The sequence below is a fragment of the Micromonospora sp. CNZ299 genome (genome assembly GCF_002754415.1).
Genome location: NZ_PEFG01000001.1, coordinates 5,150,973 through 5,164,853, shown reverse-complemented (window position 1 = coordinate 5,164,853; position 13,881 = coordinate 5,150,973). Strand labels below are relative to the sequence as shown.

General features: G+C 71.7%; 10 protein-coding genes. 5 read left to right on the top strand and 5 right to left on the bottom strand.

Annotation, left to right across the window (positions count from 1 at the left end; translation table 11 throughout):
- Positions 1 to 5: 5 nt before the first annotated feature.
- The 3 genes from CLT68_RS23565 to CLT68_RS23555 all read right to left on the bottom strand — a co-directional run bounded on the left by CLT68_RS23565 (position 6) and on the right by CLT68_RS23555 (position 3,199).
- Positions 6 to 845 carry a carbohydrate ABC transporter permease gene (locus tag CLT68_RS23565; RefSeq protein WP_088948469.1) on the bottom strand — a complete coding sequence of 280 codons (840 nt, stop codon included), beginning with the start codon at positions 843 to 845 and terminating at the stop codon, positions 6 to 8.
- Positions 838 to 1,830, bottom strand: a complete 993-nt coding sequence (locus CLT68_RS23560) for a carbohydrate ABC transporter permease (protein WP_088948468.1) — start codon at positions 1,828 to 1,830, stop codon at positions 838 to 840. The genes CLT68_RS23565 and CLT68_RS23560 overlap by 8 nt, the downstream gene beginning before the upstream one ends.
- A 70-nt stretch (positions 1,831 to 1,900) precedes the next feature.
- Entirely contained in the window at positions 1,901 to 3,199 is a 1,299-nt protein-coding gene (locus CLT68_RS23555) for an ABC transporter substrate-binding protein (protein ID WP_099854087.1), read from the bottom strand.
- A gap of 237 nt (positions 3,200 to 3,436) precedes the next feature.
- Here CLT68_RS23555 and CLT68_RS23550 point away from each other — a divergent pair, with 237 nt between their 5' ends.
- Together CLT68_RS23550 and CLT68_RS23545 are read left to right on the top strand one after the other, a co-directional pair.
- Positions 3,437 to 4,636, top strand: coding sequence for an ROK family transcriptional regulator (locus CLT68_RS23550; protein ID WP_099854085.1), 1,200 nt, complete (start codon positions 3,437 to 3,439; stop codon positions 4,634 to 4,636).
- A gap of 230 nt (positions 4,637 to 4,866) precedes the next feature.
- The gene (locus tag CLT68_RS23545; RefSeq protein ID WP_099854083.1) at positions 4,867 to 7,503 is read left to right on the top strand and encodes a discoidin domain-containing protein; all 2,637 of its coding nucleotides are present in this window, start codon (positions 4,867 to 4,869) and stop codon (positions 7,501 to 7,503) included.
- 111 nt (positions 7,504 to 7,614) lie between these two features.
- On the opposite strand, the gene CLT68_RS23540 is transcribed toward CLT68_RS23545, so the two are convergent.
- Positions 7,615 to 8,955, bottom strand: coding sequence for a flavin monoamine oxidase family protein (locus CLT68_RS23540; RefSeq protein ID WP_486482287.1), 1,341 nt, complete (start codon positions 8,953 to 8,955; stop codon positions 7,615 to 7,617).
- 273 nt (positions 8,956 to 9,228) lie between these two features.
- Here CLT68_RS23540 and CLT68_RS23535 point away from each other — a divergent pair, with 273 nt between their 5' ends.
- The 3 genes from CLT68_RS23535 (at position 9,229) to CLT68_RS23525 (ending at position 11,999) form a co-directional block, all read left to right on the top strand.
- A complete protein-coding gene (locus CLT68_RS23535; RefSeq protein ID WP_088948464.1) occupies positions 9,229 to 9,585 on the top strand; it encodes a YciI family protein in 357 nt (118 codons plus the stop codon).
- 2 nt (positions 9,586 to 9,587) lie between these two features.
- A complete protein-coding gene (locus CLT68_RS23530; RefSeq protein WP_099854081.1) occupies positions 9,588 to 10,796 on the top strand; it encodes an RNA polymerase sigma factor in 1,209 nt (402 codons plus the stop codon).
- Positions 10,797 to 10,865: 69 nt separating this feature from the next.
- Complete coding sequence (locus CLT68_RS23525) at positions 10,866 to 11,999, top strand: carboxylate-amine ligase (protein WP_099854079.1); 1,134 nt, start codon at positions 10,866 to 10,868, stop codon at positions 11,997 to 11,999.
- Positions 12,000 to 12,009: 10 nt separating this feature from the next.
- Here CLT68_RS23525 and CLT68_RS23520 read toward each other — a convergent pair whose 3' ends face one another.
- Positions 12,010 to 13,794, bottom strand: a complete 1,785-nt coding sequence (locus CLT68_RS23520) for an N-acetylglutaminylglutamine amidotransferase (protein ID WP_099854077.1) — start codon at positions 13,792 to 13,794, stop codon at positions 12,010 to 12,012.
- Between the last annotated feature and the right edge of the window lie 87 nt (positions 13,795 to 13,881).

The following is a 13,881-nucleotide window of genomic DNA, read 5'->3' as shown; positions in this document are numbered from 1 at the left end:
ATGACTCACTTGACCGCGCCGGCGGTGAGGCCGGCGACGAAGTAGCGCTGAAGGGCCAGGAAGCCGACGACGACCGGAATGCTGACCACCAGCGAGGCGGCCATGATCTGGTTCCAGTAGACGTTGAACTGGGTGGAGTAGCCCTGGAGGCCGACGGCCAGGGTGCGGCTGCCCTCGTCGGTCATCACCGACGCGAAGAGCACCTCACCCCAGGCGGTCATGAACGCGTACACGGTGACCGCGACGACGCCGGGCACTGCGGCCGGCAGGATCACCTGGAACAGGGTGCGCAGCGGACCTGCGCCGTCGACCTGCGCCGCCTCGTCCAGCCCGCGAGGGATCGAGTCGAAGTAGCCGACCAGCATCCAGATCGAGAACGGCAACGAGAAGGTCAGGTACGTGATCACCAGGCCGGTACGGCTGGCGTACAGCTCGATGCCGGTGGCGTTGCCCAGGTTGACGTAGATGAGGAACAGCGGCAGCAGGAACAGGATGCCGGGGAACATCTGGGTGGACAGCACCGTCACCGAGAAGACTCCCCGGCCGCGGAACCGGTACCGGCTCACCGCGAACGCGGCGAAGATGGCCACCACCACCGAGCAGACCGCCGCGATGGTCGACACCACCAGGCTGTTCACCAGGTACCGGGCCAGCGGGACGGTGCTCCACATGTCCACGAACGGTTGCAGCGTCGGCCGGCTGGGCCACCAGGTGAAGCCGTTCTGCACGTCCTGCAACGGTTTCGCCGCGGAGGTGACCATCACGTAGAGCGGGATGACGACGAAGAGGGTGAGCAGGGTCAGCACGATGCGCCGGCCCCAGCGCTCACCGGCGGTCTCACGCATGGTCGTCCCTCCGACGGTTGGTGATCAGCAGGTACACGGCCGAGACGACCAGCAGGAACAGCAGCAGCGCCACGGACATCGCCGAGCCGGAGCCGAAGTCCCAGGTCTTGAAGGAGCTGCGGTAGATGTGGATGGAGATGAGGTCGGCCTGCTCCGGCGCGGAGCCGCCGAAGAGCACGAACGGGGTGTTGAAGTCGTTGAACGTCCACAGGAACAGCACCAGCAGCAGCACCAGGTTCACCGGCCGCAGCATCGGCAGGGTGACCGAGCGCAGCCGGCGCCAGAACCCGGCGCCGTCGATGGCGGCGGCCTCGTACATCTCGCCCGGCACGTTCTGCAGACCCGCCATCAGGCAGAGGAACGCGAACGGCCAGTTGCGCCACACCGACACCACCAGCAGCGACCAGAAGCTGTTGTCGCCGATCAACCAGAACGGCCGCTCGCCCAGCAGCCCGAGCTGGTCGACGAGGACGTGGTTGACCAGGCCGGTGTCGCGCTGCAGCAGGAAGCTCCAGGTGATCACCGCGGCGTAGACCGGCAGGGCGTACGGGGTGAGGAACAGCGCACGCAGGATCGCCCGCCCCCGGAAGGGCCGTTGCAGCACGACGGCCGCCGAGATGCCCAGCAGCCAGGCGAACCCGACCGAGAGCACGCTGTAGGCCAGGGTGACCCAGAACGAGTGCAGTAGCTCCTTGCCGGCGGCGCTGTTCAGGTCGAGCGTCGCCCGGTAGTTCTCGAACCCGATGAAGGGTGCGGTGGACCAGTCGCGAATGTGGAACTGGGTCAGCTCCAGCATGCTCATCCAGACGCCGACCACCATCGGGATGACGTGGATGGCGAGTTCCAGCACGATGGCCGGTGCGAGCAGCAGGTACGGCAGGAGTGAGCGGCGGGGGCCGCGGGGCCGGCGGGCCGGCCTCCGGGCCGGTGACCCGGCCCGGGGTTCGCGCCGGTCGGCGTCCGGCGCGGTGGTGCTGGTTGCCATCGGGGTCCTCTCGGAGGCGGTGGCCGTGGCCGGGCTCAGCGCCCGACCACGGCCACCGGTGACGCCTGGGTCAGCGCATCTTCTGCTGCGCGTCGGTCAGCTTCGCCTTCACCGACGCCTCGGTGACCGGCTTGCCGCTGGCCGCGTCCGCGAACAGCTCCTTCATCGCGGTGCCGACGAGGGTCTCGAAGGTGCTCTCCTCGGGCACCTGGGGGAGCGGGGCGGCGGTGGTGACCAGGGTCTCCTGGATGGTCTTCTGCTCCGTGGCGCTGAACGCCGGGTCGGAGCCCGCGGTCTTCACCGCCGGCAGCGAGCCGTACGTCTTGTTGAGGAGCGTCTGCTCCTCGTCGCTGGTCATGAACTTGACGAAGCTCAGCGCGCCGTCCTTGTTCCTGGTGTGCTTGAAGACCGCCATGTTGATCCCGGCGACCATGCTGTTGACCTTCTTGCCGCCGGGCGGCGGGCTGGCCAGGAACGGCACCGGGGCCACCCCGTACGCGTCGGCCGGCATGTTCTGCGTCTTCAGGTTCGAGCCGGCGGACTGCCACAGCAGCATGGCGGCCTTGCCGTTGGCGAAGTCGGAGACCGACTGGTTCTGCGCGTACTCGGCGTTGCTCGGGTTGGTGATCTTGTCGGCGGCCATGAAGTCGATGTAGCGCTTGATCGCCGAGACGTTCTGCGGGGTGTCGAAGGTCGGCTTGCCGGCCGAGTCGAACCACTCACCGCCGTACTGCTGGCTGAAGGTGAATGCGTGGTGGGCGTTCTCCGACGGGTTGGCCCCCTCGATCGCCAGGCCCCACTTGCCGCCGGTGCTCAGCTTCTTGCCGTACTCGGCGAGTTGCTCCCAGGTGGTCGGCGGTGCGGTGATGCCGGCGTCGGCGAACGACTTCTTGTTGTAGTACAGGCTGTACGCCATGCTGTAGAGCGGCACGGCGGCCGGCGGCTTGCCGGGGGCGCCCGCGGCGGCGAGCGCGGCCGGCACGATCCGGTCCTTGCCGCCGACGGCCTGCAGCGCGGCGTCGTCGAACTCGACCAGCGCGCCGGTGGCCTGCAACGAGGCCGACCAGGTGTTGCCGATGTTGACCACGTCCGGGCCCTTGCCGGAGGCGGCGGCCGCGAGCAGGCGGTTGAGCAGGTCCGACCACGGGACCACCTCGACGGTGACCTTGATCCCGGTCTGCTTCTCGAACTTGTCCAGCTCGGGCTGGAGGATCGTCTTGTCGGCCTCCAGGCTGGCGCCCTGGTTGCTGGCCCAGTAGGTGAGGGTCTTGGGTGATGCGGCGGAGTCGTCGCCGGAGCCACCGCAGGCGGTCAGCGAGGCGGCGGCCAGTACGGCGGCGGTGAATATCCCGAGGTGTCGTCTCGACACGGGTCAGCCCTTCCGGTGCGTGGTGGGGGTCCGCCGACCTCCGTCGCCGATAGGGGTCGGGACGACGGGCGGCCGGCTGCGGACAGGGTTCGGGGTGCGCCGTCAGGGTCCGTCGGCGTTTCCCGGGAGTTACATCACGGCTTAAATTATGTCGTCATTAAAGTTGCTGGCCGGTGGGTCGTCAAGCACGAGGCGGTTACAGTCGCCTCGAACGGCCGACGGGAAACGAGGTGACGAGTGGAGCTGGCGCGTGCCACCAACCGCAGTGTGCGGCTGCGCAACCGGTCTGCCCTGCTGACCAAGCTCTTCCTCGACGGCCCGCTCACCCGACAGGACCTGGTGCGCAGCACGGGCCTGAGTCAGCCGGCGGTCAGCAACGTGGTGGCCGACATGATCGACGAGGGGCTGGTCGCCGAGGCCGGCGCCGCCGAGTCCGACGGCGGTCGGCCCAGCATGCTGCTGCGGATCGCACCCCGGTTCGCCTTCGTGGTCGGCGTGGACGTCGGCGAGACCCGGGTCCGGGTGGAGTTGTTCGACTTCGCGATGACCCTGCTGGCCAGCATCGAGTACCCGCTCGACCCGGCCCGGACCGAGCCGGACCTGGTGGCCGGGCACGTGGTGGCCGGCATCGACGCGGTGACCGCCCAGGCGCAGGTGGCCCCCGGCGACGTGCTCGGCGTCGGCATCGGCGTATCGGGCGTGGTCGAGCAGGGCGCCGAGGCGGTCGTGCACGCCCAGGCCCTCGGCTGGGACCGGGTGCCGCTGGAGCGTCTGATCGGCGCCGGCACCAATCTGCCGCTGCACATCGACAACGGCGCCAAGACCCTCGGCCAGGCCGAGATGTGGTTCGGCGCCGGCCGGGGCGCCCGGCACGCCGTCTTCGCGCTTGTCGGCTCCGGGGTCGGCGCGTCGGTGGTGACCAACGGCGCCACCTACCGGGGTGCGTCCAGCAGCGCGGGGGAGTGGGGGCACACCACCCTCGTGTACGGCGGCCGGGCCTGCCGGTGCGGCGCGCGCGGCTGCCTGGAGGCGTACGTGGGCGCCGAGGCGATCATCGACCGCTATCGGGAGGCGCGCCGGGGTCGACCGGTGCCCGGCGAGGACGAGGAGTCCCAGATCGCCGCGCTGGTCGCCGCCGCCGAGACCTCGGCCACCGCCCGGCGGGTGCTGGACGACACCGCCGGCTACCTCGGCGCCGGGGTGGCCAACCTGATCAACCTGTTCAACCCGGAGCGGGTGGTGCTCGGCGGATGGGCGGCGATGGCGCTGGGCGACCTGCTGCCGGCCGTCCGGGAGGCCGCCGGCCGGCAGGCGCTGCGCCAGCCGTACGAGCAGGCGTCGATCGAGTTGTGCCGGCTCGGCGTGGACGCCGTGGCGCTGGGCGCCGCCACCCTGCCGATCGCCCGCTTCCTCACCGAGGGTGGCATCCGCCGCTGAGGCGGAACGACGGCGCCGGCAACGGCAAATTACACAAAACCCGAAGCTCGGGATAAATAACGGTGTTATAGATCGATGTCTTGACGCCGTCGCAATCTCGCCGCAACACTCACTCGAGAGCGCTCTCCGGTCCGCGGCGCCGCCCATCGCTGGCACCACCCACGGCGCCACGGGGCCCAACCCGATCCCACCCGTCCGGCATCCGTAACCCCCTATCGACAGGCGATGTCATGACATCTCGTGCAATATCCGCACGCCCGCGTCCCCGAGGGGCCGTCCGGCACCTGATCGTCGGGCTCACCGTGGCCCTGGTCGCGGCGCTCACCCCGGCCGGTGCCACCACACCCGCGCAGGCCGCACCCACCCTGCTCTCCCAGGGCCGCCCCGCCACCGCGTCGTCCACCGAGAACGCCGGCACCCCGGCCTCCGCCGCGGTCGACGGCAACACCGGCACCCGCTGGGCCAGCGCGTTCAGCGACCCGCAGTGGCTCCAGGTCGACCTGGGCGCCCGGGCAACCATCAGCCAGGTGAACCTGCTCTGGGAGGGCGCCTACGGACGCGCCTTCCAACTCCAGACCTCCGACGACGGCGCCACCTGGACAACGATCTACTCGACCACCACCGGCACCGGCGGCACCCAGAACCTCACCGTCACCGGCGCCGGCCGCTACGTGCGGATGAACGGCACCGCCCGGGGCACCGGCTACGGCTACTCGCTCTGGGAGTTCCAGGTCTACGGCGAGACTGGCGGCAGCACGCCCACCTGCGGCAGCACCAACGTCGCGCAGGGCAGCCCGGCGACCGCGTCGTCCACGCAGGACGCCGGCCTCGCGGCGTCCGCCGCGGTCGACGGCAACACCGGCACCCGGTGGGCCAGCGCCGCCAGTGACCCGCAGTGGCTGCGCGTCGACCTGGGCAGCACCCGCACGATCTGCCGGGTGGTGCTCACCTGGGAGGCCGCGTACGCCCGGGCGTTCCAGCTCCAGACCTCGGCCGACGGTGCCACCTGGACCACCATCTACTCGACCACCACGGGCACCGGCGGCACGCAGTCGCTGACCGTCAGCGGCAGCGGCCGGTACCTGCGGATGTACGGCACCGCCCGGGGCACCGCGTACGGCTACTCGCTGTGGGAGCTGGCGGTGAACACCACCGGCGGCGGGACCAGCGAGCCACCGGTCGACACGACCGACCCGCGCAACCCGAACCTCGGGCCGAACACGTTCGTCTTCGACCCGAGCACCCCGACCTCGACCATCCAGAGTCGACTCAACACCCTCTTCACCCAGCAGGAGACCAACCAGTTCGGCCCGCAGCGCTACGCGGTGCTGTTCAAGCCCGGCACCTACACCGCCGACGTCAACCTCGGCTTCTTCACCCAGGTCGCCGGCCTCGGCCTGAGCCCGGACGACGTCAACCTCAACGGTCACGTGCGCACCGAGGCGTTCTGGTTCGGCGGCAACGCCACCCAGAATTTCTGGCGGGCCGCCGAGAACCTGTCGGTCTCCCTGCCCGCCGGGCAGACCGTGGAGCGCTGGGCGGTGTCCCAGGCGGCGCCGTACCGGCGGATGCACCTGCGCGGCGCGCAGAACCAGATCCAGCTCTGGAACGGCGGAGACGGCTGGTCCAGCGGCGGCCTGATGGCCGACACCCGCGTCGACGGCCTGGTCGTCTCCGGCTCGCAGCAGCAGTGGTACTCGCGCAACAGCGAGTTCGGCAACGGCTGGACCGGCTCGGTGTGGAACATGGTCTTCCAGGGCGTCAACGGCGCTCCCGCGCCGAGCTTCCCCAACCCGTCGCACACCGTCATCGGCCAGACCCCGCAGGTGCGGGAGAAGCCGTTCCTCTACGTCGACGGCACCGGTGAGTACCGGGTCTTCGTGCCGGCACTGCGCACCAACTCGACCGGCACCAGCTGGTACAACAAGACCCCGGCCGGCTCGTCCATCTCGCTGTCGCAGTTCTACGTCGTCCAGCCGGGCACCAGCGCGGCCACCATCAACGCGGCCCTCGCCCAGGGCCGGCACCTGCTCTTCACCCCGGGCGTGCACCACGTCACCGAACCGATCCAGGTCAACCGCGCCGACACTGTCGTCCTCGGCCTCGGTCTGGCCACCATCCAGGCCGACAACGGCAGCGTGGGGATGCGGGTGGCCGATGTGGACGGCGTCAAGGTGGCCGGCCTGATGTTCGAGGCCGGCACCACGAACTCGCCGGTGCTGATGGAGGTCGGGCCGTCCGGCTCGTCCGCGAGCCACGCCAGCAACCCGACCTCGCTGCACGACGTGTTCTTCCGCATCGGCGGCCCACACGTCGGCAAGGCCACCAACACGTTGACCGTCAACAGCGACAACGTGATCGGTGACCACATGTGGCTGTGGCGGGCCGACCACGCGGCCAGCGGCGTACCCACCGGGTGGACGCTGAACACCGCCGACACCGGGCTCACGGTCAACGGCGACAACGTCACCATGTACGGCCTCTTCGTCGAGCACTACCAGAAGTACCAGACCATCTGGAACGGCAACGGCGGCCGGACGTACTTCTACCAGAACGAGCTGCCGTACGACCCGCCCAACCAGGCGGCCTGGATGAACGGGTCTACCCGGGGCTACGCCGCGTACAAGGTCGCCGATTCGGTGACCAGCCACCAGGCGTGGGGGCTGGGCAGCTACAGCTACTTCAACGTGAACCCCGCCGTTGTGGAGGAGCGGGCCTTCGAGGTGCCCAACAACCCGAACGTGCGCTTCACCAACATGGTCACCGTCTCGCTCGGTGGCGTCGGCACCATCAACCGGGTGATCAACAACGCCGGTGGCACCGCGAACGCGGCCAACCAGCAGGTGTACCTGACCACCTACCCCTGACCGGGGCGCCCGCGCCGGCCCGGTTCTCCGTGACCGGGTCGGCCCGGGTAGCACCCAGGGCCGTGGCCGGCCCGGTCCCGCCGAGACCGGGCCGGCTCCGGTCGTTCCGCCTCAGCCGGCCAGCACCTCGGCCGCGGCCCGTTCACCGGCCCGCACCGCACCCTCCAGATAGCCGGCCCAGTGGGTCGCCGTCTCGGTCCCCGCCCAGTGCACCCGCCCCACCGGCGACCGCAGATGCGGGCCGTACGCGATCCAGGTCCCCGGGGTGGGCGCACCGGAGAAGCAGCCCCGCGTCCACTCTTCGGACGACCAGTCGTACTCGACGAGGTCCATCGGGTCACCGGCCCGTGGCCCGACCACGGCGGCGAACGCCTCCAGCAGACACCGTCGGCGCTGCGAGGGGGACATCCCGCGCAGCGCAGCGGCGTCCGAGGCGTAGCTGAACCCGGTGAGCACCCCGAGCGGCGAGGTCGGCGTGGAGTTGTCGACCGTCTCGGTGAGCGGACCGGCGGAGCTGGTGGACACCCCGGACAGCCCGTCGGCACGCCAGAACGGTTCCGGGTAGACGGCGTGCACCTTCAGCGCCGAACCCATCGGCATCCGCTGGGTCAGGCCGTCCCGGAGGGCGGGCAGCGGTGGGGCGTACCGGATCCGCCCCGCCAGTGCCGGTGCCAGCGCGACCACCAGGGCGTCGCCGTCGACGCGCCCGGTGTCGGTCCACGCCGTCACCCCCTCAGCGTTCTGTTCGATGGCCCGCACCGGTGCGGCCAACATCAGCGTCCCTGGTGGCAGCGCACCGGCCATCCGCTCGGCCAGCGCCGGCGGCCCGCCCACGATCCGGTCCTGCTGCGCGCCGCCCGCCATCCCCAGCAGGGGTGCGGTCCCGCCGGCGCTGCGCAGGTAGAACAGCAGGTGCAACAGCGACAGCTCGTCCGCGCCGCTGGCCAGCAGCCCGCCGGCGAGCAGACGCCCCAGGTAGTCGGCGGTGTCACCGTCACCGGCAGTGGAGCGCAGCCAGCCGCCGAGGATCGTCCGGTCCCACTGCGCGGCCTCCGGCGCTCGCCACGGCGCGGCCGGGTCCAGTCGTGCGGCGTACTCGTCGAGCAGGCTGAGCACCCGGGCGACGTCTGCCGGCGGCTCGGCCCGGCGCTGGCCGGCCCAGAGCAGGGTGGGCGCGCCGACCGCCGCGGACGCGAAGGTGGCCAACCCGTGCTCGGCGACCAGCGCGTACATCCGGTCCTGCGTCGGACCGATCCACTGCGCGCCCAGGTCGACCTGGGTGAGTTCGGGCAGCCAGCGGGTCAACACCCGACCGCCCACCCGGTCGCGGGCCTCCAACACCCGCACCTGGGCACCGGCACGGGTCAGCGCCAGCGCGGCCGCGAGACCGGAGAAACCGGCGCCGACCACGACCACCCGCATGCCGTCGGTCACACCGGGGTCTACCCACAACCGTCGACGGCATGGCTGCCGCGACGACCGGGCACCGGTCGCGGCCCGCGGCGGACCGTACCCCTGTCCTTCGTCCTTTGCTCTGCACCCACCGAGGCGACGCCTCGGTGGGCCGCCGACTGTCGCATTCGTGGGTGCAGAGCAAAGGGCACGCCGACCCCCGGGCCGGGCCGGCCTCCGAGAAACTTTCCGCCGGCCTGTCGATCCGGGCCCGGGCCGATCGTGTGGAGGATGAGAGGCCGGCGACGGGCCGGCCCCCCGCGAGGAGGAACGATGACGCTGTACCTGCTCAGCCTTCACCAGCCGCAGGGCGAGCTGCCCCCGGACCCGGAGTTTCTGGCCGGGGTGATGCGCCAGCTCGGTGAGCTGCGCGCCGAGTTGGTCTCCACCGGCTCGTGGGTCTTCGGCCAGGGACTGCACGGCCCGGAGACCGCCACCGTGCTGCGCGCCCGCGACGGCGACGTCCTGGTCACCGACGGCCCGTTCGTCGAGGGCAAGGAGTACCTGGGCGGCATCACGATCATCGACGTGCCCGACCTGGACGCCGCCCTGGACGTGGGCCGTCGTTACGCGTTGGCCACGACGCTGCCGATCGAGGTCCGCCCCTTCCAGGCGGGGGCCGGAGACTGACCGTGCCGGATGTGGAGGCGGTGTTCCGCGCGGAGTACGGGCGCGCGGTCGCCGTTCTGGTTCGCCTCCTCGGCGACATCGACCTCGCCGAGGAGGCCGTGCAGGAGGCTTTCGTCGTCGCGGTGGCGCGCTGGCCGACGACCGGCCTGCCGCCCAGTCCGGCCGGCTGGATCATCACCACGGCCCGGAACCGGGCGATCGACCGGCTGCGCCGCGACGCGTCCCGGGTCGACCGGCACGCCCAGGCGGCCCTGTTGTTCGCGGCCGACGGACCCGTCGAGGAGGGACCCGTGCGCGACGACCGACTCCGTCTGATCTTCACCTGTTGCCATCCGGCGCTCGCCCCGGCGGCCCGGGTCGCGCTCACCCTGCGCCTGCTCGGTGGGCTGAGCACCACCGAGATCGCCCGGGCCTTCCTGGTGCCCGAGGCGACCATGGCGCAACGGCTGGTCCGTGCCAAGTCGAAGATCCGCAACGCCCGGATCCCGTACCGCGTGCCCCGCGACGCCGACCTGCCCGACCGGCTGCACGCGGTGCTCGCGGTGCTCTACCTGATCTTCAACGAGGGGTACACGGCGAGCGCCGGGCGACAGCTCGTCCGCGCCGAGCTGTGCGTCGAGGCGATCCGGCTGACCCGGCTGCTGGTCGAGCTGATGCCGGACGAGCCGGAGGCGCTCGGTCTACTCGCGTTGATGCTGCTCACCGAGTCCCGCCGCAACGCGCGGACCAACGCCGCAGGTGAGCTGGTGGCGCTGCCCAACCAGGACCGGGCCCGGTGGGACGCCGAGCTGATCACCGAGGGGCAGGCGCTGGTGCGCCGCTGCCTGCGCCGCGACCGGCCCGGGCCGTACCAGATCCAGGCCGCGATCGCCGCCGTGCACAGCGCCGCGCCGCGAAGCGCCGACACCGACTGGGGTCAGATCCTCCAGCTGTACGACCACCTGACGGTCGTCGCCCCCAGCCCGGTGGTCGCGCTGAACCGGGCCGTCGCGCTCGCCGAGGTGGCCGGGCCGGCCGCGGGGCTGGCCGAGGTGGATCGGCTCGACCTGGACAGCTACCACGTGCACCACGCGGTCCGCGCCGACCTGCTCGTCCGCCTCGGTCGGGAGGCGGAGGCCGTCGAGGCGTACCGGACAGCCGTCGCCCTGACGGACAACGCGGCCGAACGGGCCTTCCTCACCGCCCGCGCGGCGGCCCTGGCGACCTCCTGAGCGGGCGTTTGCCGCCGGGCTGCGCCGGGAAACCGAGGCGCCGGCCGCAGCAGTGGAGGGCGAGAAACCATGAAGTACCGTTCGGCGACCGCCGGCACCGTGCCCGACCTGTCCACCCTCACGCTCGGCGTCGAGGAGGAGTTCCTGCTGCTCGACCCGGACAGCGGGCGCAACCTGCCGGTGGCCGACCAGGTGCTGTCCGCGCTTCGCGGCTCCGCCCGGGACCAGAGCCGCCAGGAGTTCCGGCACAGCATGGTGGAGATGGTCACCCCGGTCTGCGCCGACCTCAGCGAGCTGCGCGCGCACCTGGTGGCGCTGCGCCACTCCGCCGCCGAGGCCGCCACCGCGGCCGGGGCCCGGCTGGTGGCGATCGGCGCCACCCCGGTGGCCGAGCCGCACCGGACGGTCCCCGACGAACCGCGCTACCACGCGATGTCGCGCCGGTACGGCCCGGTGGCGCACGACCCGGCGGTGTGCGGCTGTCACGTCCACGTCGGGCTGCCCGACCGGGAACTGGCCGTGCAGGTCTGCAACCACCTGCGGACGTGGCTGCCGGTGGTGCAGGCGATCACCACCAACTCGCCGCTGCACGACGGGCACGACACCGGCCACGCCAGCTGGCGGTCCATGCAGCTGGAACGCTGGCCCAGCATCGGCCCCACGCCGTACTTCGACTCCGCAGCCGACTACGACCGGACCGTCGACGAGCTGATCGCCGCCGGCATCATGCTCGACGCCGCGATGGTCTACTGGTACGCCCGACCGTCGTCGGCCTACCCGACGGTGGAGATCCGGGTGGGCGACGTCTGCCCGGACGTGGACGACGCGGTGCTGGTCGCCGCGCTGGTCCGGTCACTGGTCGCCACCCTCGCCGACGACGTTCGCGCCGGGGTGACCGCGCCGCCCGTGCGCGACTGTCTGGTCGCCGCCGCCCACTGGCGGGCCGCCCACGACGGCCTCGACGGCGAACTGATCGACCTGCGCGCCGGCGGCACCCGCCCCGCCTGGGCGCTCGTCGACGAGTTGATGGCGGTGATCGCCCCGGCCCTGCTGCGCCACGGCGACCTGGGGTACGTGTTGGCGCAACTGGCCCGGCTGCGCCGCGACGGCACCGGCGCGACCCGGCAGCGTCGGGTGCTGGAGCGCACCGGTGACCTGCGCGCCGTCGTGGACGACCTGGCCGCCCGCACGACTGCCGGCTGATCGGCGGCGTTCAGCGGATGTCGTGGGTCTGTAGCCACAGCTCCAGCAGGCCGAGCTGCCACAGCTTGTTGCTGCCGGCAGCCGCCTCGGCCCGGTCCGGTTCGGCGAGCAACTGTGCCACGTACTCCGGGCGGAACAGCCCCCGCTCGCGCGCGGCCGGCGCCTGCAACGCCTCGGCGACCAGGTGCCGCACCGGGCCGTCCACGTTGCGCAACGCGGGCACCGGGAAGTAGCCCTTGCGACGGTCGATCACCTCGGCCGGCAGCACCTCCCGGGCGACCTCCTTGAGCACGCCCTTGCCGTTCTGGGCGACCTTGTGTTCCGGCGGGCAGTGTGCGGCCAGGGTGACCAGGTCCTGGTCGAGGAAGGGCGTACGCACCTCCAACCCCCACGCCATGCTCATGCTGTCCACCCGTTTGACCGGGTCGTCGGGGAGCATCAGGTGGGTGTCCAGGCGCAGCACGGCGTCCAGCGCGGTCTGTGCCCCGGGCGCGGCGAGGTGTTCGGTGAGCAGCTCCCGGCTGGCGTCGTGCTCCAGCGCGTACGCCGGGCCGACGATGCCCCGCAGCTCGTCGTGGTCGCGGTCGAAGAACGCGGCGGCGAACGTCTCGGCGGCGCTGTGTCGGGGCGCCTCCACCAGTGGCTGGTGGTAGCCGTAGCCGGCGAACACCTCGTCGGCGCCCTGCCCGGACTGCGCCACCTTCACATGCTGCGCCACCTGCTCGGACAGCAGGTGGAAGGCGACCACGTCGTGACTGCCCATCGGCTCGGTCATCGCCAGCACGGCACGCCGTACGGCGGGCACCAGGTCGTCGTCGGCCAGCCGGATCCGGTGGTGGTCGGTGTCGTACGCGCGGGCCACCAGGTCGGAGTAGTGGAACTCGTCGCCGGACTCGCCGTCGCGGCTGTCGAAGCCGATGCTGAACGTCCGCAGGTGCTGCTGCCCGGCCTCGGCGAGCAGCGCCACGATGAGGCTGGAGTCCAGTCCACCGGAGAGCAGCACGCCGACCGGCACGTCGGCGACCAGCCGTCGGCGTACCGCCGCGCGCAGCGCGTCCCCGATGGCGGCCTTCCAGTCGGCGGCGTCCATCCCCGCGTCGGCGGGCTCCCGCACGTAGTCGGGTCGCCAGTACACCTCCTCGCGGCTGCGCCCGTCCGCCTCGATCACCCGCAGGGTGGCCGGCGGCAGCTTGCGCACACCGCGCAGCACCGTCCGTGGCGCGGGCACGATGGAGTGCCAGGACAGGTAGTGGTGCAGCGCCACCGGGTCGATGCTGGTGTCGACGTCGCCGGCCCGCAGCAGCGCGGGCAGGGTGGAGGCGAACCGCAGCCGTCCAGGTGTCTCGGCGAGGTAGAGCGGTTTGATGCCGAGCCGGTCGCGGGCCAGGATCAGCCGCCGCCGCGGCCGGTCGACCAGGCCGATCGCGAACATGCCGACCAGGTGGTCGACGAACCGTTCGCCCCAGTGCGCGTACGCGACCAGGATCACCTCGGTGTCGCTGGTCGAGTGGAAGGCGTACCCGGCGTTCCGCAGTTCCTCGCGCAGCTCGGGGTAGTTGTAGATGCAGCCGTTGAAGACCAGCGCCAGGCCCAGGTCGTCGCGGACCATCGGCTGTCCGCCCGCGTCGGACAGGTCGATGATGGTCAGCCGGCGGTGCCCGAGGGTCACCCAGCCGTCGGTGAACAGGCCCTCGTCGTCCGGGCCGCGTGAGCGCATCGCCTCGGTCATCCGGGTGACCGCCGCCGCGTCGGGGGAGCGGCCGTCGAATCGGGCCTCCCCGGTGATCCCGCACATCAGGCGGGACGGTGGTTCAGGTGTGGCAGCACCAGCGACACAGCGTCCTCCTGTCACCTCGTCCCCGAACGGGGCCGCTGGCTACCC